Source organism: Neorhizobium sp. DAR64860/K0K1, assembly GCF_050500205.1.
GTDB lineage: Bacteria > Pseudomonadota > Alphaproteobacteria > Rhizobiales > Rhizobiaceae > Neorhizobium > Neorhizobium soli.
The window spans coordinates 583,131-600,528 of the sequence record NZ_CP191458.1; the positions used below are offsets into that span (position 1 = coordinate 583,131).

A 17,398-nucleotide genomic window follows, 5' to 3' on the forward strand; every position below is an offset into this window, starting at 1 on the left:
GTCTGTTGGACATCCAGACGTCCTCGCTGACATGATCTCAGACGCAGATCACTGGGATCGAGACACCGTCAGAAACGCATGGAAAAGCCCAATACCGGGCCATGCTGGGTAACGTCCCAGCGAAATTTGTTTCCGGTGAAATCGTCCGTTTCGTAGTCTTGCGAAAGCACACGATACCCAACGCGCAAAATCGTTGGATGATTAAACATGTAGGTCCGGTATCCGAGATAGGCCTGGGCATTTACTGCGAGCTTCGAACCAATATCTAACCCGCCAATGTCGGCTTCGCCGGCCAGGTTCCACCGGTCGGAAAGGTCTGTGCTCAGACGCATGCCCACGAACGGGTCAAGCCAGTCCGCAGACTTGTTTGCCGAGATGAAGCCTGCATCAGCATGCGCTTCGAGTTTTGTCCAACGGATGCCGACCGTAGGCTCGACGGTGAAATGCCGCGGTTCACCAAACACCGTGTCGCCCCCAAGTGCGAGGTCGTAGACGCGGTAGTAAGCGCCGGCTGCCAGAATAGTCGTCTTGATCTTCAAGCCGACCTCGAAGTCGGCGAGATCCTCGTCCTGGCTCGTCTGAACGTACTGTCCATCAAAGTAGAAGCCGAAAAGTCCGTTCGTCACTTCGACATTGCCCATGGCCGCAAGATCGAGGTGTTTGAAAATATCCGAAAACGGAATATCGACATTGCTATCCAAACCTGCCAGCGACGCATCGCCATCCAGGGACGCAGCCCAGACATAGGGACTGACGATGATGCTCCATTCACGGTCAGCAAGTAGATCAGTCGCCTGATCTTCGGCGGATGCCGGAAGCGACAATGCGAGCGTAAGTCCGGCCGCGAGAACGATGTTGTAAAACATAGGTTTCTCCCATCGGAACCTGTGCGTACTTCCACGATATCACTATAGTTTTTGCTTGCAAGCAGTGGTTATTCACGCGTAACCTATTTCGACTTTTCGTGGAAAATTGAATGCGGGCGTATGCTTGTGTCGTGATGCTCGCGGAGGGGGGAAGCATGAGATTTCGGTTTGGCACGAAGTACGATCATCTCACCAGCGACCTGCCGTGCAAATGTTGCGATCCCGTATTGCAGACGCTCACGCACCGAATGAATGCCGATCTCCGGCGCCGCGGATTTTTCGTCGGCGCCGCTGCGGTGCTGGCGGGGTTCGGGCTGGCGGGTCTGCCGAGCGCCGTGCAGGCTCAAGCAACGCCGACAAAAGCCGTGTTGTTCGAAAATGTGCGCATATTCGACGGTATGTCGGAAACATTGTCCAATCCATCCAATGTGCTGGTGATCGGAAACCGGATAACGTCGATTTCACCGTCACCGATCCAGATTCCAGCCGACCTTTCCGTCACGCGAATAGCGGGCGGCGGGCGAACGCTGATGCCGGGCATGATCGACGCGCATACCCACATCATGTTTGCGACGGTTCCCCAATTGGCCGTCCTGACGTCTGATATCGGCTTCATCAATGTCGCGGCAGTGAAGGCGGCCAACGACACCTTGATGAGGGGGTTCACCACAATTCGCGATATGGGCGGCCCCTGCTTCGGGTTGAAGCGCGGCATCGATGCCGGGCTCGTTCCCGGGCCCAGGATCTGGCCATCGGGTGCGTTCATTTCGCAAACGGGTGGCCACGGCGACTTCAGGCTTCCGATCGACCTCCCCGCGCGGCCGGACGATTTCACCTACAGTGAGCGTGTGGGCGGCTCGGCCATTGCCGACGATCCCGGCACGGTCCGAAAGCGCGCCCGCGAACAACTGGCACTCGGCGCGTCGCAGATCAAGATCATGGCGGGTGGAGGCGTGTCATCCGCGTTCGACCCGCTCGATGTGACGCAGTTCACGCTTGAGGAAATGGAAGCGGGCGTCGGCGCTTCGGAGAACTGGGGGACCTACGCGACGGTTCATGCCTATACGCCAAAAGCAGTCGCCCAGGCGGTCGCCGCTGGCGTTCGGTGCATAGAGCATGGCAACCTGCTCGACGACGAGACGGTGGCCCTGCTCGCGGAAAAAGGTATCTGGTGGTGCCTACAGCCCTTTCTGGACGATCAGGACGCAACGCCCTTTGCCGAGGGGTCGCCAAACAGACGCAAGCAACTGCAGATGTTTTCCGGCACCGACGCCGCCTACGCGCTTGCCAAGAAGCACAAGGTCAAGACGGCCTGGGGTACCGACACGCTGTTCGATGATAAGGCAGCCGCGCGGCAGGGTGCACAACTCACAAAACTCACCCGCTGGTACAAGCCTGCCGAAATCCTGAAGATGGCGACGGGGGACAATGGCCAGCTACTCGCGCTCTCCGGCCTTCGGAGCCCTTACGAAGGGAAGCTGGGCGTGGTTCAGGAAGGCGCACTCGCCGACTTACTGCTGGTCGACGGCGACCCGATTGCGGACATCGCCTTAATCGAGGACCCGGCGAAAAACTTCCTTGTGATCATGAAGGATGGGCAGTTGAACAAGAACATTGCTGCGTAGATCAGTTCGTCCTCTGGCCGTCCCCTCCCACGGAGATTATTGGATCACGCCGAAATCGGTCACTTGGCAAACCGCGCCTTGAGTTGCTCGACCACCGAGTGATCCATATTGGGCGGATCGGTCAATGCGATCCAACTGTCGATGTAGTCCTCCGGTGCATAGACGTGGCCAAACCCCATTGGCGATGTTGTGCCGATCGCCATGTCAAATGTCAGTTGCAGCATGGTCACCACGGGAAACCACCTGAGCCGCGGCGAGACATCCGGGCCTCTTTCCCCCTTCATCCAATCCGGCTCCTTGAACAACGAAGCAGTTTCAAAAAAGACGATCGGGTCACTGGCATATTGCAAGTAGACAAACCGTATCGGTCCCCAGGACGCTTCAAACTGGACAGGAGGGGATGCTTGGTTCGCAAAGCGCACCAAGGAACCATCGCGAAACCTGGGAAGCCACGCAGGCGAAAGGTCTTGCCGCTGATCTGTGATTGTGCGCCATCTTTGACTGCGAAATGGGGGGCCGGTCCAAAGTGCTCCCTGGAACGGATCGGCCACAACATCATAGATGTCCGTCGATAGCTGCGAATTGAGCGCACCGAGGCTCAAGCCATACAGATAGAGCTTCGGCCGCCGTTCACGCGGAAGCGTTTTCCAGTGGCTGTAGACTTCGGTGAACAATGCCCTCGCCGCAGCCTGACCATTGTCCGGCTCCACCATCAAAGACAACCAGCTCGCAAGATAGGAATATTGGAGCGCGACGCTGGCCACATCGCCGCGGTGAAGAAACTCGAGCGTGTCCATGGCGGCTGGATCAACCCATCCGGTTCCTGTCGGGACGATAATGACGAGGATCGACCGATCGAAACCTCCCTGTCGCTGAAGCTCTCTCAGGGCGAGCGCGGCTCTTGCTTCCACCGTATGGCCGTTGTTGAGCCCGACATAGGCGCGGATCGGCTCCTCGGCTGTCTGCTGCCAGAACGCGCCGACGTCGGGCGCAGTGGGGCCAGAGCTGACAAAACGGCGCCCCTGCAGTCCAAGGCCCTCCCACGACACCAGTGAAGATGCGCTCCCGGTTTTCGCCTGGTCGGTCGGTTCAGGAGTGTCGTCGTCAATCAGCGCGTCCACTTTCTGGAACGAGGCATCCGTTGCGTCCAGCGCCCATCGCAGCAGCAGCCCCTGCCCGGCAGTCCAGAACAACAGGGCGGCCAGGGTCACGCCTAGGGCGTTCGCCACCCGTCGAGGAACGTACCTGTTGATCCACCCCGAAATACCGCGAGCCGCAAGCTGAAAGACACGTCCTGTAAAGAGCAGCACGGCGAAGGCGAGGATGGCAACGGCAGCCAGTTTCAAAGGTTCAGCGCTATCGAGCGCATCCATGCCCCAAAGCAAGCGAATGGAGTTTTGCCATTCGACCGCGTGCCAGAGAAAAACACCCAGGATGGCAATGGCAGCGATGAGGAATGCGACCTTCAGGGGTCGTTCCCTGCTCGAGGCGCGAGGAAGTTCCAGGTAGCGCCAAAGCCAAGCCACTGCCACGCCCGCCATATAGCCCACGGCGGCGCAGACGCCCGAAAGCGCTCCTTGCACCAGGTAAGACCGAGGCAAGAGACTTGGAGTGAGAGAGGCAGCAAAGAAAACAAGCGCGATGAACGTGCCTGTGTGGGACAAAGAACCAAGAAAACGTCGGACCATTTGGTACATCAAACCGCCCCTAACCGGAGTTTCGCTACCCATAGCATCACATCGCGGGAAATCGTCGCCGGCATCATTGCCCTATGCTCAAAGCTGATTTTGCGGTGCGTGCTCGAAGGCGTCGACACCTAATAGGAGATGGCTGTTCTTGCTGCCCTCAAGCCGCATCTGATCAAGGGATACCTGTTCGGACTGCCCATGAGCGATAGGGATGCCAGCCAACTCATCGAAAGTCAGCGGCAATTAAATGCAAATCAAACAGCATTACAAATCCAGTCAGCTCGAGGGATCAAGATTTGAACCCTTCACTGGATCCGACAGCGTAGTCTCCCCGTTTTAGAAGCTGAGACAAGTGTTTCACAAAGCTGTTGGCGGCTTGTCATCGAATGCGCAGCGAACGACTGGTTACGGGATTTAGGTCCAAGGTCGCGAATGACCGATTGGCGGGGCGCGGTGCGGAAATTATTCCCGCATGCGGCCCGAAGCGTCTACCGGCGATCGTAGCGGCGTGCCGCTACGATCGGTTTTTGAGGCATTGATACAGGTGATCCGACTGCTGACTGCGGCATCTTCTATTCGGCTACGTCGATGACGATTTTCCCAAATGCGCCTCGATCCAAATGGTCGAAGGCCGCTGGAAGATCGGGCAGACAATAGCAGGAATCCACCACAGGGACGAGCCCTGTACCCATCGCGGTTCGAAGGTGCAGATGGCGTCCTCGATGTTGATGTCGAGAACGTCGTTACCGTCAACGATACGGAGCTACTCCTTTCAGCAGCTCGCGAGGGACTTGGACTGGCTTACCTCATCGAGGACCTGGTGGAACCCTATTTGAAAACCAACGAACTTATGCGAGTGCTCGAACCGGTTTGCAAGCTCTTCCCCGGCTTCTATCTCTACTACTCGGAACGCTCTCACATGGCCGCATCTGTTCGGGCATTCATCGATTTCATGAAAGCCAGGAGCTCTTAGACGATCGGCCGATGCGAAAGATTGCTTCCCAGCCTTTCAGAAGGAGCGACCAGTAATTCACCGTTTTGACCCGACCGCATCGCGCGACATTGAGGAAGATGGTGTTGTCCGCGAGAGGGAAAAGCAGGATGGCGAAAATGAGTTTGCGATAAACCAATGTCATACACACGCCTCCTGCGATCAATCTCTCGCTCTGAGCACGAAAGGACACGCTCGACAGTTTAGGTGCTATGAAGGTGATCCGGTTGCTGGTAGCACGTTGCATCACATAGGAATGATCATGACCCTGGACGAAACAAACCAAATTATCGTCAACGCTTTTAAGAATAACAAGTTTGGCGTATCACCGACTTCGACACGCGGTGCTGTGCAAAACTTTTCGAAGAAGCATGGCCTCGAAGGTGCCGAATTCACAGAGGCCCTCGCTTCAGCGATAGCAAGCGGCCTTATCGCACCCATGGCGGACTCAGCGCTCACAATTAGAAATGCCGGCCGAGCCATGCTGCCTGCGCGCTAATCCTGTCTTCTTATCTTCTGGTGCGGGCAAGGCTGCCACTTGGGATAGGTGGGAGTGGTCTGATGAATACCCGTTTGCTGGAAGTCGGATGTGAACGACCATTTCGCGATGATCACGCCGTTGGGCAGTAAGCGGGTGATCGACTTAAAGCAGGCGCAACCACGATCGGAGGTCGTCGAGGACGCGGCGGTGTGTCTCGACCGCTCCAAGGACCTGGTGGATGCTCTTCCTGAGCGAGACTTGTGTTCTCAATTTCCACCGTCTGATCCCGCTTTGTGGTGGCCGAAAGCCTCTTGAAAAGCCGGCAGCACCGACGAAAGGAACTAAAATCACGCAACAGCCGTTCTTCAAGTGAATAGAAGATCGGTTCTCAGATGCGCAACGTCGCCGAGCTCGCCTCCATCGTCTCCTTCAGCGGTCTCATGTTTGCCGCTTTCGTGGCCCCTGCCAATGCGTTTCAGTTCCCCGAGCCCCAGGCGAACGCAGAAGCTTTCGGTGGGAACTCGGCCTCGGCATATGCCGAGAATGGACAAGGTTTGGCGACCGCGAATTCCTCCAAGCTGACGCCGAGCGAAGTCCGACATATTACATGGTGCGCCGCCCGGTATCGGCTGAGCTACGATGCAGTCAATGACGTCCACATCGGCGAAGGCGGCGTCCAGTCGAAGTGTATATCTCCCAGATAACGTATTACCGGCACCTTGACGGCTGACTTCCTGCCTGATGGGTTTTATCCAGACCTTTTTCTTTGCTGCCAACAAGGCATGACGGACGCGTTATCCCACGTCGCGACATCTACAGTCGACGCATGATGGCAGCACGAATTAGTCGCGGCCGTCCTCGCGGAACTGGCCGCCCATCTGATGTCTGGCATCATTGCGAACAGTAGCGTCGAGATCGATCTGGGCATTCTCCGGATTAGCGTAGCCGCCTATCTCGATCTGAAGCAGGCCGTGCAGAACCCGGAGTTTCGGGAGGACCTCTTCTTCCGTCTGGCGGTCCTCCCAATCGAGTCGGTGCCTCTGCGGGACCTGAGGGAAGACATTCCCCTCATCGCCCAGCGTTTTATGGGACGGCAGAGCGTCGCCCACCGGCGCGAGTTGACGCTGTCGAACGCCAACCTCCAGACTCTGCAGCGATATGCCTGGCCGGGCAATGTCCGCGAGTTTTAGAACGCGATCGAACGGGCCTCCATTTTGTCACAGCAGAGCCGCATTGACTTTGCCTTCGCGGACGCTCCCGCACCCGGAGCGCAGCCGCGACCGTCCGGGCGGCTGGAGCGGTCCTCACGGAAGCCGAGATGCGCCGGCAAGACTGGGACAACATCGGCAATGCCTGCAGCGTTGCGGCCGCAAGGTTTTTGGGAAAGGGGGGCCCCGAACTCCTGGACATGAAGCCAACAACGCCTGCCTCGTAGGTGAAGGCACTCGGCATTGTCTGACGGCTCGGTGCACAGGATCACAAGTGCGGGTTACGGCTGGAGACTTCGCTCCAGCCTCGCAAGTAAAGTAATCCCCGACGCAAAACACCCGCAGCTTGTCGCTACGGGTGTTTTTCGATAATGATGATTTGGTTGCGGGGCCCGATTGCACCGAGACTTGTAAAATCGGCCGCCTTGATGGAGTTCGCACGGTCGGCAATTCCGCATTCGCCAAACCACTGATGACACGCGTGAAATCGCTCGCCCTGCCACCGACCGTTCGTGAAGCCGCTACCTTGCACGTTGAGAAGGCAGATGCCGCTAGAATTCGGAAACCTTGCCCCACGATCCCTTGGCGAAACGTTCCAACCTATAATTAGTCAGGTCGACGAAGGTAGCCTGCCCGGTCAACATCTGCGCGACAAGGAGGCCGGCACCGGGACCGATGCCAAACCCGTGACCGGAAAACCCGGCCGCGATCATCAGGCCCGGAATCTTGTCCACCGGGCCAATCACCGGCACGCCATCGGGCGTGCTGTCGATGTAACCGGCCCACGTGGCCTGAACGGGATTGGCAGAAAGGCCGGGTAGAAGTTTTCTTGCTCGTGCAAGCGTATCCTGCGCAATAGCGCGGTTCGGCTTCGGGTCGAGAATACGGGCCCGCTCCATGGGCGTCGGCCGGTCGAGCTTCCAGATGCGGCGCGTCTCGTGTTTCCAGCCCCAGCCCTGCAGACTGCCCGCAGAAAGGTTGCCCCAGCGACGGGTGAACATCGGCAGGAAGGCTTTGGCGTATCGAATATTCTGCGGCGTCGGGTCGAGCTGCGCCCGGCCGGAAACCGCCAGCGTCCAGCCGCCATCGCCGCGCGCGGTGATCGACACATCTTTTGTATGAAGCGCTGGTGGAATGTCTCCGGCGGCACCCGGACCAACAGAGAGGATGGTCGAGCGCGTCGATGCCTGTGGCATTCCGACGCCAAGCTGGTGGCAGAAGGACGATGCCCATGCCCCACCTGCAACGACGACCTGCGACGTAGCGATGGTTCCCTTTTCCGTCACCACGCCGCTGACGCGACCGGCGGAAAGTTCGACGCCGCGCGCGGCGCATTCCTGCAAGACTGCCCCACCATACTTGATGACGCCGAGCGCCAGAACGGGTGCGGCACGCGATGGATCGGCAATGCCGTCATCCTGCGAAAACACGCCGCCCTTCCAGGTCTTGGCCGTCGCTCGACCACGCTCAGCGGCTTCCTGCGGCGTCAGCATGGCGGTGCGCACGCCTTGGGTGACGGCAAAGTCGCGCCACTTCGCCCAGCCGGCGATCTCGCTTTCGTCATCGGACAGATAGGTCAGACCGCAACGGCGGAAACCGGTATCCTCGCCAATCTCGGCTGCGAGCGCATCCCATAGTTCGAGGCTTTTGGTCGCCATCGGCAGTTCGCGGGCATCGCGGTTCTGCTGGCGGCACCAGCCCCAGTTCCGGCTCGATTGTTCCGCGCCGATCCGGCCCTTTTCTAAGAGCACGACACTGACGCCGGACCGCGCCAGATAATAGGCGATCGAGGTGCCGACGATGCCGCCTCCGATCACCACCACATCAGCGCGGGCCGGCAGATCGGTTCCGGTGGCAATCGTCATCAGGGGCGCGGGCATAAAACTCTCCAGGCAAAACAGCAATGGTCTCGGCGTGCGACCCTATATGGTCGCCGTGAAATGCGGATCACGCAGCGGCAACGGTCGCGGCGTGTTCCTGTTCAAAATGGTCTAGCCCAATTGCGCACGTACATCCGCGTCCTCGAGCGTCAGGTCAAGCACATGCCGGGTGCGCTCGATGATGGCGTCGATTTCGGCTTCGGTGCAGCACAGAGGCGGCGCATAACCAATGACACCCCAGGCAAAAGCGCGAATGACAAGGCCGGCATCCCAAGCGCGCTCAAAGATACGCGTCGAAGGCAGGGATGCAGCGGGCAGCGGTGTTTTCTTGGCCTTGTCGGTGGTCAGCTCGATCGCGGCCAGCATGCCGCGACCTCTCACATCGCCGACCAGCGGATGATCCTTCAGTGACTGGAGACCTGCCTGCAGGCGCTCGCCCATCAGGCGACCGTTGTCGAGCAGTCCGCCCTCATAGAGGTCGAGGACTGCGAGACCAACGGCAGCCGAGACCGGGTGCGCGGAATAGGTATAACCATGGCCAACGACTGCCTTGCCGGCACCGTCGGCAATCGTCTGGTAGACCTTTTCCGACAGGAACACGGCACCCATCGGCACATAGCCAGAAGTCAGGCCCTTCGCTGTGGTGATCATATCCGGCACGATGCCGTCTTCGCTCGAAGCAAACATGGGGCCGGCGCGGCCGAAAGCGGTGATGACTTCGTCGACGACGAAGAGAATGTCGTATTCGGTGCACAGATCGCGCATTGCCTTCATCCAGCCCTTGGGCGGCACGATGACGCCGCCGGACCCTTGGATCGGTTCGGCATAAAATGCCGCGACGCGTTCCGGCCCGCCCAATTCCTCGATCTTTGCCAGAAACTGTGCCTTCGAGTGTTCGATGATGGCGGCAGCATCATCACCCACCGGGTTGCGGTAGGGATAGGGCGACGGGATCTTGTGCTGCCAGTCATAAGGCACGCCGAAACCGGCATGGAAAGCGGGAATGGCGGTAAGGCCGGCGCCGGCGGTCGAGGAGCCGTGATAGCCGTATTCCAGCGTAACGAACAGGTCCTTCTGCGGCAGACCGCGCGCGTGCCAGTAATACCGGACGAACCGCACCGTGCTGTCGACAGCGTCGGAGCCGCCGAGCGTGAAATAGACATGGTTGAGGTCACCCGGCGCATGATCGGCCAGACGTGCCGCCAGCCGGATTGCCGGTTCCGAACCGAGGCTGAAATAGCCGGTGGCATAGGGCAGTTCGCGCATCTGCTTCATGGCGGCCTCGACGACGCTTTCCTGCCCGTACCCGGCATTGACGCACCACAGGCCGGCAAAACCGTCGATCAGTTCCTTGCCCGAAGCATCGCGCACCGTGGCACCTTGTCCCGACGTCAGCACGCGCACGCCGGCCGCTTCATGACCACGCCAGCTGGCGACCGGATGGATGAGATGGCGGCGATCGAGTTCGACAAGAGAATTGGACAGCATGATCATTTCCGGTTGTTGCGCCCGACCTGCATCGTTCAGATGAGCAGTGGCGACCTTTGATATGGCCCGATTATCCGGCCCGGAACGCGCACTGTTCGGTTGATTGACCGGCTGCCACGAAAGATTGCGCTGTTCGTGATCGATGATGCCAAAGGATATGCCGGCGCAGCGCAAAGCAGATGGCAATGGCGGGACAGCTTTCGCGCGGCTCCCGCAAGATCCTATCGCCGCGGCCTCGACATACGGTGTTTTGTGCTTCTTCCGACCCGCAATGCGGCCGGTCCATCTTCAAACAGGCCATAGGATTTGTGTCAGGAGCCGCGAAGGCTCGCCAACGCTCGCAACACAGGAATTCCCGCCATGACTTTCCGACCGAAGTTCGTCACCTTCGATTGTTACGGCACGCTCACCAATTTCGACATGGCGGGCGCCGCACGACGCATTTACGGCGATGATCTGGCCGAACCTGACATGCTCGCCTTCATCAAGAGCTTTTCCGCTTATCGTCTCGACGAAGTTCTCGGCGCGTGGAAGCCTTATGCGGACGTGGTTCACAATGCCGTGGAGCGCACGTGCAAGAAACATGGCGTGCCGTTCAAGGCCGAAGATGCAAAGCGCATCTATGAGGAAGTTCCAACCTGGGGTCCCCATGACGACGTACCGGCCGGCCTCGCGGCCGTTGCCAAGGAGATCCCGCTCGTCATCCTGTCCAATGCGATGAAGAGCCAGATCATGTCCAATGTCGAAAAGCTCGGTGCGCCTTTCTTCAAGGTGATCACTGCGGAAGAAACCGGTACCTACAAGCCGCAGATGAATGGCTTTGAATACATGCTCGACGTTCTGGGTTGCGGGCCGGAAGACATTACCCATGTCTCCTCGTCCTTCCGCTACGACCTGATGACGGCGCATGATCTCGGCATCAAGTCAAAAGTCTGGGTCAACCGCAAACACGAGCCGGCCAACCCGTTCTACGAGTATACCGAGATCAAGGGCATTGGCGGCCTGCCGGGCGTGTTTGGCCTTTGAGGATGTGACATGAAATACCTCTCCTACTGGCACGATACGGCGCCCGCCTTCGATGCGGCATCGAAAGATGCCGCTGGCGGCAGCTTTGACTATGCGGTCATCGGCGCGGGCTTTACCGGGCTGGGTGCTGCCCGCAAGCTGGCTCAGGAGGGGCATTCCGTCGTGGTGCTCGAAGCCGAAACTGTCGGCTTTGGGGCATCGGGCCGCAATGGCGGCCATCTCAACAACGGCATCGCTCACAGTTACGGCCATGCCCGTGAAACCTTCGGCCCAGACAAGGCACGTGCTATCTACAAGGCGTTCGACGATGGCATTGCCACGATCGAGCGGATCATTGCGGATGAGAAAATCGACTGCAATTTCCGGCGGTCCGGAAAGCTGAAGCTGGCCTCCAAACCGGCGCACTACGAGGGCCTCGCCCGCAATTTTGAGGCGCTGCACAAGGATGCCGACCCGGATACGGCAATGCTCAGCCGCGCCGACCTCATCAACGAGGTGCGTTCCGACGCCTTTCATGGCGGCATGTTGCAGACAAAGAGCGCGATGATGCATATGGGCCGGTTCGTCAGCGGGCTTGGAACAGCCGCAGCCCGTCACGGTGCCGTCATCCACGAGGAGACACCCGTGACTTCGCGCGAGCGTGACGGCAATGTCTGGCGGCTGAGGACGCCACGCGGCGAAATTTCGGCAGGCAAGGTTCTGCTGGCGACCGGCGCCTATACCACCGCTGCTTTCCCCTTCTTCCGCCGCCGCATTATTCCGGTCGGCAGTTTTCTGATCGCCACCCGTCCGCTGACGGATGCCGAGGTGGCGGCGACGGTTCCGGGCCAGCGCACCTACGTCAACACCATGAACGTCGGCAATTATTTTCGCCTGGCGCCGGACAACCGGCTGATATGGGGCGGGCGGGCGCGTTTCTCCGCCAGTTCGGACCAGCGTTCCGATGCCAAGGCCGGCGCAATCCTGCGCGACAGCATGGCAAAAATCTTTCCGCATCTGGCCGATATCGACATCGATTATTGCTGGGGTGGTCTGGTGGACATGACCAAGGACCGCTACCCGCGCGCCGGCGAGGCCGAGGGCCTCTATTACGCCATGGGTTACTCCGGCCACGGTGCGCAGCTTGCCACCCACATGGGCGAGATCATGGCCGACCTGATGACAGGTTGCATCAACCGCAATCCCTGGGATGGCCTCGCCTGGAACGCAGTTCCCGGCCATTTCGGCAAACCCTGGTTTCTTCCCCTGGTCGGCGCCTATTACAAGGCGCTCGACCGCTTCCAGTAATTTTCAGGAGCAAGACATGAGCCTTCTCATCAAATTCGACCAGTCGAAACTCGGCACGCCGGTGACACGCAAATGCGACCCGGAAAAGCTGGTGGAGGGTGATCCGACCTACAGCACATGGGCATTCGAGGATGCCCGCAACGGTGAAGTGATCACCGGTATCTGGGAAGCCACGCCAGGTTCAAACCATTCCATCAAAGGCGAGAAGTTCGAGTTCTGCCACCTGCTAGAAGGTGTCATCGAACTGACTGAACAGGGCCAGGAGCCGCGCATTTTCCGCAAGGGCGACAGTTTCATGATGAAGCCAGGTTATGTTGGCATCTGGAAGACCATCGAAACCGTGCGCAAAATCTACGTCATCGTCGGCTGAAGCCGACCCACGCAGCAGAATCCCCAACGACTTGACCCGGAAACATCGCTGTCTCCGGGTCTTTTTTGATCACTGCACTATCGAAGAAAAATCAACACAGCGCCTGGCTGGCCAGCGCATAGACACGCCCGCCGCCGTATGGGGTGGCGCCTTGTGCGCCGGGCCGGGTCATTGCGATACCGCCGCCGACATGGGCAAGGCCCGCGGCTTCGACCAGCGCGACATCCGCCGCCGCATCGGTAAGATCCACACGCAGGAACTTTCCGTCATGGCGTGCGATGGAGGCTGCAAGCAGCGTCCTGAAAGCTTCTTCGTCTCGCGCAACCAGCGGCCCGAGTATGTGGCCGCGTCCAAACGGGCGGCAGGAGGCAAAACCGCGCAGACCGTTTTGATCCCGCGACAGCAGAAAGGGCTTTTCCTCGATCAACACCTCCATCAAGGCGCGGCGGTCGAGGCCCTGGGCTGCCGTATCGAATGCGATCAGTTCCGGTAAGTCGGCATACGTCACCTCAGCGACCTCGGCATCAATGGAGGCCGCGCTGACAATGCCCTGATACTGACGGATCTCGCCGGTCGCGACGAAACCGAGTTTCTCATAAAGCGGCAGACCTGACTGTGTGGCGATCAGTCGGCATTCGCGACCACCGGCACGTTCCAGCAGCTTTTCCACCAGCCGGCGCCCGACACCAAGGCCGCGCATTGCCGGATCGACAATGATCATGTTGCAGGTAGCCGCCGTATCACCGTAAGGCGTGAGCAGCGCCGTTCCCATCAGTTTGCCATCACACACCGCGCCAAAACCCTGGCTGATTTCGAGCAGAAACTGCCAATCTTCCAGACGATGCGGCCAGGCTTCCTGCTGGGACAGACGCTGCGCCTCGACTGCATCGGGAGGTCCGAGGTCGACGATGTTGATGTCAGAAGCGGTAACGGTCTGCATGAAGCCTCCACTGCGATAACATCCGATCCTCGCATGAGGCGGCAGTTGCAGGTCGCCGGGGATGGCTGCCGTTGCCGCATTTTCTGCCAAGTTTCGAACGTGCTGCGAACGTTGCTGCCACAAGGCATGTGCGACACCCGACCATCCGGATCAATATCCGTGCTTCGGATCGACCAGCCCCTTCGGCAGTTCGCCGTTCAGATGCCGGCGGATGTTGGTGATGGTCGCCTCGGCGGCGCTTTCCGGGCGGCTGTGGCCGGCGATATGCGGTGTCAGCACAACATGCGGATGCGACCACAGACGGTGGCCGACCGGCAGCGGCTCGGGATCGGTGACATCCACGAACGCACCGGCGAGATGGCCGCTGTCGAGTGCTTCAAAAAGTGCGTCCTGATTAAGATGGCCGCCACGGCCCGCATGCACGAGGCCGGCACCCTTCGGCAATTGTGCGAAAAGTGTCGCATCGAGGATATGGCGCGTTTCATCCGTCAGCGGCAGCAGGCAGACGAGGATATCGGTTCCGGCCAGCATGTCGCGCAGGCCATCGGCGCCGTGGTAGCAATCGACGCCGTCGATGGTTTTGGCGGTGCGGCTCCAGCCAACCAGCTTGAAACCAAAGGGGCGCAGCGCATTGACGGTCGCCATGCCGAGTTCGCCCAAGCCGAGAATGCCGACCTGCCGCTCGTCAGGCCAGACGAAATCGCGGGTCTTCCAGATTTCCTGCCGTTGCTGCGCGAGAAAGGCCGGCAGGTCGCGGTGCAGGCCGAGAACGCCCATCACCACATAATCGCGCACCAGCGTGGTAACGCCCTCCTCGATCATCCGCACCAGTTTTGCGCCCGGCGGGATATCGACGGCGGTCATCTGGTCGATGCCGGCGCCGGTCGAGAAGATCAATTCGAGATTGGGGTAACGCCTTGCGAGATTGTCCGGAAATGTCCAGGCCATCAGATAACGCACATCGGCCGGATCAGCCTCTTCCACCGAGCCCGCAAAGCCGACCTCCGGCATATCGCGGCCAAAAATCTTGCGGAACGTTTCTACACGGCCGGGATAGGACAGGATCTGAAAGGTCATTGCTTCTCCAGTTAGGTGCACAGGGCTGCCCGCCTTGGGCGGACAGCAATAAACCATATGACCTGGCTCAATCTTCCAGATCGGTAATACTGAGGATCACAGCCAAAAGCGCATGCAGTGAGCGCAGTTGCGGTCACGATCCACGTCGATCCATTCCTCGAGCGAGTGGGCACGGCCGCCGACACCCGAGCCGGAACCGATGCAGACCGCCGGCACGCCGAGGCTGATCGGAATATTGGCATCGGTGGACGATGCCGTCAGGCGCGGTTCGAAACCGAAAGCCTTGATCGCATCGAGACTCGACGTGATGATTGGCGCATTGTCGGCAACGGCGCCTGCGGGGCGGTGGCCGATGCGCATGGCCTCGACCGTTACCTTGCCGGTAGAGATGTCGGCACGGGCGTTTTCGGCAGCGACCGCCTTTTCCAGCAGGGCATGGAATTCGCCATCGATGCGGTCAAGCTCGGTTTGCGACACGGAGCGCAGATCGAGTTCGAACCACACGGTTTCGGGCGTCGCGTTGATCGAGGTGCCGCCGCCGAAGACGGAAGGGGTCGCGGTGGTTTTGGGTTCCGTCGGCAAATGCAGTTCCGAAAGCCCCGTCAGCACTTCGGCCATGGCATAGGCCGGATTGACCGTGCCGAACGCGCCATAGCTATGGCCGCCCGGACCATTGAAGGTCACGCGGTAACGATAGGAGCCGACCGCCTGATTGACGATGCGCGCCGTTTCCGGGCCATCGACGGAAATGAAGCCGTCGATGCGGTCTCGATACTGGCCTTCCGTAAACAGATGGCGGATGCCGCGCAGGTCACCCTTGCCCTCTTCGCCGACATCACCGACGAACAGGATCGTTTTTTTCGGGCGTATGCCGGACTGCTTGATGGCGCGCATCAGTGTCAGGTTGGCGGCAAGGCCGCGCGTGTCGTCACCGACGCCCGGTGCGAAAAGTTTGGTGCCCTCACGGCGAACGGTAACATCGGTGCCTTCGGGAAAGACCGTGTCCAGATGTGCGGCCACGACGAGATAACCGTCATTGCCGGTGCCGCGGATCAGGCCGCAGACATTGCCGATCTCGTCGCGTGCGGCCTCTTCCAGCCCGGCTTCCTGCATCATTTCCAGATAGGCGGCGGCCTTGCGCTCTTCCCTGAAGGGGGGAGCGGGGATCTCGGTCAGCGTGATCAGTTCGTCGACGAAGCGGTCATAGCCAGCATCGATATGGGTAAGTGCACTCTTGAAACCGGCGTGGTCGAGCACTTTGCGGGTAATGTGATTGGTCATCAAATGGCTTTCTTGAGAATCTTGCGTCAGAGGTCGCGACACAATTCTGCACCGAGCCTGCGCAGCATCGCCAGGCATTCCTGCAATTCGGACAGAAGAATGAATTCGTCCGGCCCATGCGCCCGCCCGATATCGCCGGGCCCGCAGATGATCGATGGAATGCCGGCCTGATGGTACAGCCCAGCCTCGGTGCCGTAGCTGACGGCCTGAACCGAGGGATTGCCACTCATCCGCTCCATCAGCGCGACAAACCCGCGATCCTCGCAGGGCGGCAGCGCTGGATAGCTGGAGGTTTCACGCCATGTGGCCGACAGATTGCGCCCTGCCGCCTTCGCTTCGACGTTCAGCGCGTCGATACGGTCGATAATCGAGACGCTCAGCGAACGCGGATCAATGCCCGGTATGGCGCGCGCTTCGAATTGAATTTCGGCGCTGTCGGGAATGATGTTGACGGCAGCGCCGCCGTGTATCACGCCGGCCTGGCAGGTAGAATGAGCCGGTGCGAACCGCTGGTCGAAAGGCCCATCCCGTTCCATAGACTGCGCCATCTCACGGATATGCACCAGCATGTCCGCTGCGGCATATATGGCATTTTCGCCGAGCGCCGGATTTGAAGAGTGACCCGCCTTGCCGGTAAAGTGCAGCTCCAGCGACTGTTTGCCCTTGTGAGACAAGACCGGCCGCATGCCGCTCGGCTCGCCGATGATGGCGCCCACCGGTGGGGCGCAAAGCTCCGGCAGCCGGGCAATCATGTGGCCGACGCCGCGACAGCCAATCTCCTCGTCATAGGAAAACGCAAGATGCACCGGGCGGCGCAGGGGCATGGCGGCAAACTCCGGCACCATGGCCAGAATACAGGCAAGAAAACCCTTCATGTCGGTGGTGCCGCGGCCAATCAGTTTTTCTCCACTTGCGGAGAGGCGAAACGGATCGGATGCCCATACCTGATTGTCGACCGACACGACATCGCTGTGGCCGGACAGGATGTAACCCGGCTTGTCGCGCGGACCTATTGTTACAAACAGGTTGGCGCGGTCGCATTCCGGTCCCGGCAGAACCGTCACGTCGATGCCGTCATGCGACAGGTGTGACCGTAGGCAATCGGTCACCACGGTATTTGGTGTGCCGGGAAGTGACGGGATGGCGACCAGATCAGAGAGTATTTCCTGCACAGACATCCGCGTCCCCAT

Annotated in this window: 17 protein-coding genes; 9 read left to right on the forward strand and 8 right to left on the reverse strand. The window is 59.7% G+C overall.

What is annotated here, in order from left to right; all coding sequences use genetic code 11:
• Nucleotides 1-68 precede the first annotated feature (68 nt).
• Nucleotides 69-866 (reverse strand): hypothetical protein, encoded by a 798-nt coding sequence (locus tag ACQY1J_RS02590; protein WP_430249241.1) that lies wholly within the window; start codon nt 864-866, stop codon nt 69-71.
• A gap of 110 nt (nt 867-976) precedes the next feature.
• Between ACQY1J_RS02590 and ACQY1J_RS02595 the strand changes: the two genes are divergently transcribed.
• Complete coding sequence (locus ACQY1J_RS02595; protein ID WP_249406480.1) at nt 977-2,491, forward strand: metal-dependent hydrolase family protein; 1,515 nt, start codon at nt 977-979, stop codon at nt 2,489-2,491.
• A 59-nt stretch (nt 2,492-2,550) separates the two neighbouring features.
• Here the strand turns inward: ACQY1J_RS02595 and ACQY1J_RS02600 are convergent, their stop codons facing one another.
• Nucleotides 2,551-4,188, reverse strand: coding sequence for an alpha/beta hydrolase (locus ACQY1J_RS02600; protein ID WP_430249242.1), 1,638 nt, complete (start codon nt 4,186-4,188; stop codon nt 2,551-2,553).
• A 595-nt stretch (nt 4,189-4,783) separates the two neighbouring features.
• Here ACQY1J_RS02600 and ACQY1J_RS02605 point away from each other — a divergent pair.
• The 5 genes from ACQY1J_RS02605 (at nt 4,784) to ACQY1J_RS02625 (ending at nt 6,841) form a co-directional block, all read left to right on the forward strand.
• A complete protein-coding gene (locus ACQY1J_RS02605) occupies nt 4,784-5,152 on the forward strand; it encodes a LysR substrate-binding domain-containing protein (RefSeq protein ID WP_430249243.1) in 369 nt (122 codons plus the stop codon).
• 280 nt (nt 5,153-5,432) lie between these two features.
• Nucleotides 5,433-5,669 (forward strand): hypothetical protein, encoded by a 237-nt coding sequence (locus ACQY1J_RS02610; RefSeq protein ID WP_139283871.1) that lies wholly within the window; start codon nt 5,433-5,435, stop codon nt 5,667-5,669.
• 90 nt (nt 5,670-5,759) lie between these two features.
• On the forward strand, nt 5,760-5,966 hold the full coding sequence (locus tag ACQY1J_RS02615) for a hypothetical protein (protein WP_430249244.1): 207 nt from the start codon (nt 5,760-5,762) through the stop codon (nt 5,964-5,966).
• 77 nt (nt 5,967-6,043) lie between these two features.
• A complete protein-coding gene (locus ACQY1J_RS02620; RefSeq protein ID WP_430249245.1) occupies nt 6,044-6,355 on the forward strand; it encodes a hypothetical protein in 312 nt (103 codons plus the stop codon).
• 177 nt (nt 6,356-6,532) lie between these two features.
• Nucleotides 6,533-6,841: a sigma 54-interacting transcriptional regulator gene (locus ACQY1J_RS02625; RefSeq protein ID WP_092662695.1), complete on the forward strand. Its 309-nt coding sequence runs from the start codon at nt 6,533-6,535 to the stop codon at nt 6,839-6,841.
• 569 nt (nt 6,842-7,410) lie between these two features.
• On the opposite strand, the gene ACQY1J_RS02630 is transcribed toward ACQY1J_RS02625, so the two are convergent.
• Nucleotides 7,411-8,739 carry an NAD(P)/FAD-dependent oxidoreductase gene (locus ACQY1J_RS02630; RefSeq protein ID WP_430249246.1) on the reverse strand — a complete coding sequence of 443 codons (1,329 nt, stop codon included), beginning with the start codon at nt 8,737-8,739 and terminating at the stop codon, nt 7,411-7,413.
• A 111-nt stretch (nt 8,740-8,850) separates the two neighbouring features.
• Entirely contained in the window at nt 8,851-10,227 is a 1,377-nt protein-coding gene (locus tag ACQY1J_RS02635) for an aspartate aminotransferase family protein (protein WP_430249247.1), read from the reverse strand.
• Nucleotides 10,228-10,587: 360 nt separating this feature from the next.
• On the opposite strand from ACQY1J_RS02635, the gene ACQY1J_RS02640 reads away from it, so the two are divergent.
• The 3 genes from ACQY1J_RS02640 to ACQY1J_RS02650 are packed head-to-tail and all read left to right on the forward strand — an operon-like array spanning nt 10,588 to nt 12,910.
• Nucleotides 10,588-11,253, forward strand: coding sequence for a haloacid dehalogenase type II (locus ACQY1J_RS02640; RefSeq protein WP_430249249.1), 666 nt, complete (start codon nt 10,588-10,590; stop codon nt 11,251-11,253).
• A 9-nt stretch (nt 11,254-11,262) separates the two neighbouring features.
• Nucleotides 11,263-12,540 (forward strand): NAD(P)/FAD-dependent oxidoreductase, encoded by a 1,278-nt coding sequence (locus tag ACQY1J_RS02645; RefSeq protein ID WP_092662689.1) that lies wholly within the window; start codon nt 11,263-11,265, stop codon nt 12,538-12,540.
• A gap of 16 nt (nt 12,541-12,556) precedes the next feature.
• Entirely contained in the window at nt 12,557-12,910 is a 354-nt protein-coding gene (locus ACQY1J_RS02650; RefSeq protein WP_092662688.1) for a cupin domain-containing protein, read from the forward strand.
• 91 nt (nt 12,911-13,001) lie between these two features.
• Here ACQY1J_RS02650 and ACQY1J_RS02655 read toward each other — a convergent pair whose 3' ends face one another.
• The 4 genes from ACQY1J_RS02655 to argE form a co-directional block, all read right to left on the reverse strand.
• Nucleotides 13,002-13,850 (reverse strand): GNAT family N-acetyltransferase, encoded by an 849-nt coding sequence (locus ACQY1J_RS02655; RefSeq protein WP_430249251.1) that lies wholly within the window; start codon nt 13,848-13,850, stop codon nt 13,002-13,004.
• 150 nt (nt 13,851-14,000) lie between these two features.
• Nucleotides 14,001-14,927 (reverse strand): 2-hydroxyacid dehydrogenase, encoded by a 927-nt coding sequence (locus ACQY1J_RS02660; protein ID WP_430249253.1) that lies wholly within the window; start codon nt 14,925-14,927, stop codon nt 14,001-14,003.
• Between the two features lie 96 nt (nt 14,928-15,023).
• Nucleotides 15,024-16,208, reverse strand: coding sequence for a M20/M25/M40 family metallo-hydrolase (locus tag ACQY1J_RS02665; protein WP_430249256.1), 1,185 nt, complete (start codon nt 16,206-16,208; stop codon nt 15,024-15,026).
• A gap of 26 nt (nt 16,209-16,234) precedes the next feature.
• Nucleotides 16,235-17,386: an acetylornithine deacetylase gene (gene argE, locus ACQY1J_RS02670; protein WP_430249258.1), complete on the reverse strand. Its 1,152-nt coding sequence runs from the start codon at nt 17,384-17,386 to the stop codon at nt 16,235-16,237.
• Nucleotides 17,387-17,398: the final 12 nt, after the last annotated feature.

Excerpts from the sequence above, each read along its gene's own strand:
- ACQY1J_RS02590 (WP_430249241.1), bottom strand. The coding sequence starts at position 866 with ATGTTTTACAACATCGTTCTCGCGGCCGGACTTACGCTCGCATTGTCG.
- ACQY1J_RS02645 (WP_092662689.1), top strand. The coding sequence starts at position 11,263 with ATGAAATACCTCTCCTACTGGCACGATACGGCGCCCGCCTTCGATGCG.
- ACQY1J_RS02660 (WP_430249253.1), bottom strand. The coding sequence starts at position 14,927 with ATGACCTTTCAGATCCTGTCCTATCCCGGCCGTGTAGAAACGTTCCGC.
- ACQY1J_RS02640 (WP_430249249.1), top strand. The coding sequence starts at position 10,588 with ATGACTTTCCGACCGAAGTTCGTCACCTTCGATTGTTACGGCACGCTC.
- ACQY1J_RS02650 (WP_092662688.1), top strand. The coding sequence starts at position 12,557 with ATGAGCCTTCTCATCAAATTCGACCAGTCGAAACTCGGCACGCCGGTG.
- ACQY1J_RS02625 (WP_092662695.1), top strand. The coding sequence starts at position 6,533 with ATGTCTGGCATCATTGCGAACAGTAGCGTCGAGATCGATCTGGGCATT.
- argE (WP_430249258.1), bottom strand. The coding sequence starts at position 17,386 with ATGTCTGTGCAGGAAATACTCTCTGATCTGGTCGCCATCCCGTCACTT.
- ACQY1J_RS02635 (WP_430249247.1), bottom strand. The coding sequence starts at position 10,227 with ATGCTGTCCAATTCTCTTGTCGAACTCGATCGCCGCCATCTCATCCAT.
- ACQY1J_RS02630 (WP_430249246.1), bottom strand. The coding sequence starts at position 8,739 with ATGCCCGCGCCCCTGATGACGATTGCCACCGGAACCGATCTGCCGGCC.
- ACQY1J_RS02620 (WP_430249245.1), top strand. The coding sequence starts at position 6,044 with ATGCGCAACGTCGCCGAGCTCGCCTCCATCGTCTCCTTCAGCGGTCTC.
- ACQY1J_RS02605 (WP_430249243.1), top strand. The coding sequence starts at position 4,784 with ATGCGCCTCGATCCAAATGGTCGAAGGCCGCTGGAAGATCGGGCAGAC.
- ACQY1J_RS02600 (WP_430249242.1), bottom strand. The coding sequence starts at position 4,188 with ATGTACCAAATGGTCCGACGTTTTCTTGGTTCTTTGTCCCACACAGGC.
- ACQY1J_RS02665 (WP_430249256.1), bottom strand. The coding sequence starts at position 16,208 with ATGACCAATCACATTACCCGCAAAGTGCTCGACCACGCCGGTTTCAAG.
- ACQY1J_RS02610 (WP_139283871.1), top strand. The coding sequence starts at position 5,433 with ATGACCCTGGACGAAACAAACCAAATTATCGTCAACGCTTTTAAGAAT.
- ACQY1J_RS02595 (WP_249406480.1), top strand. The coding sequence starts at position 977 with ATGCGGGCGTATGCTTGTGTCGTGATGCTCGCGGAGGGGGGAAGCATG.
- ACQY1J_RS02655 (WP_430249251.1), bottom strand. The coding sequence starts at position 13,850 with ATGCAGACCGTTACCGCTTCTGACATCAACATCGTCGACCTCGGACCT.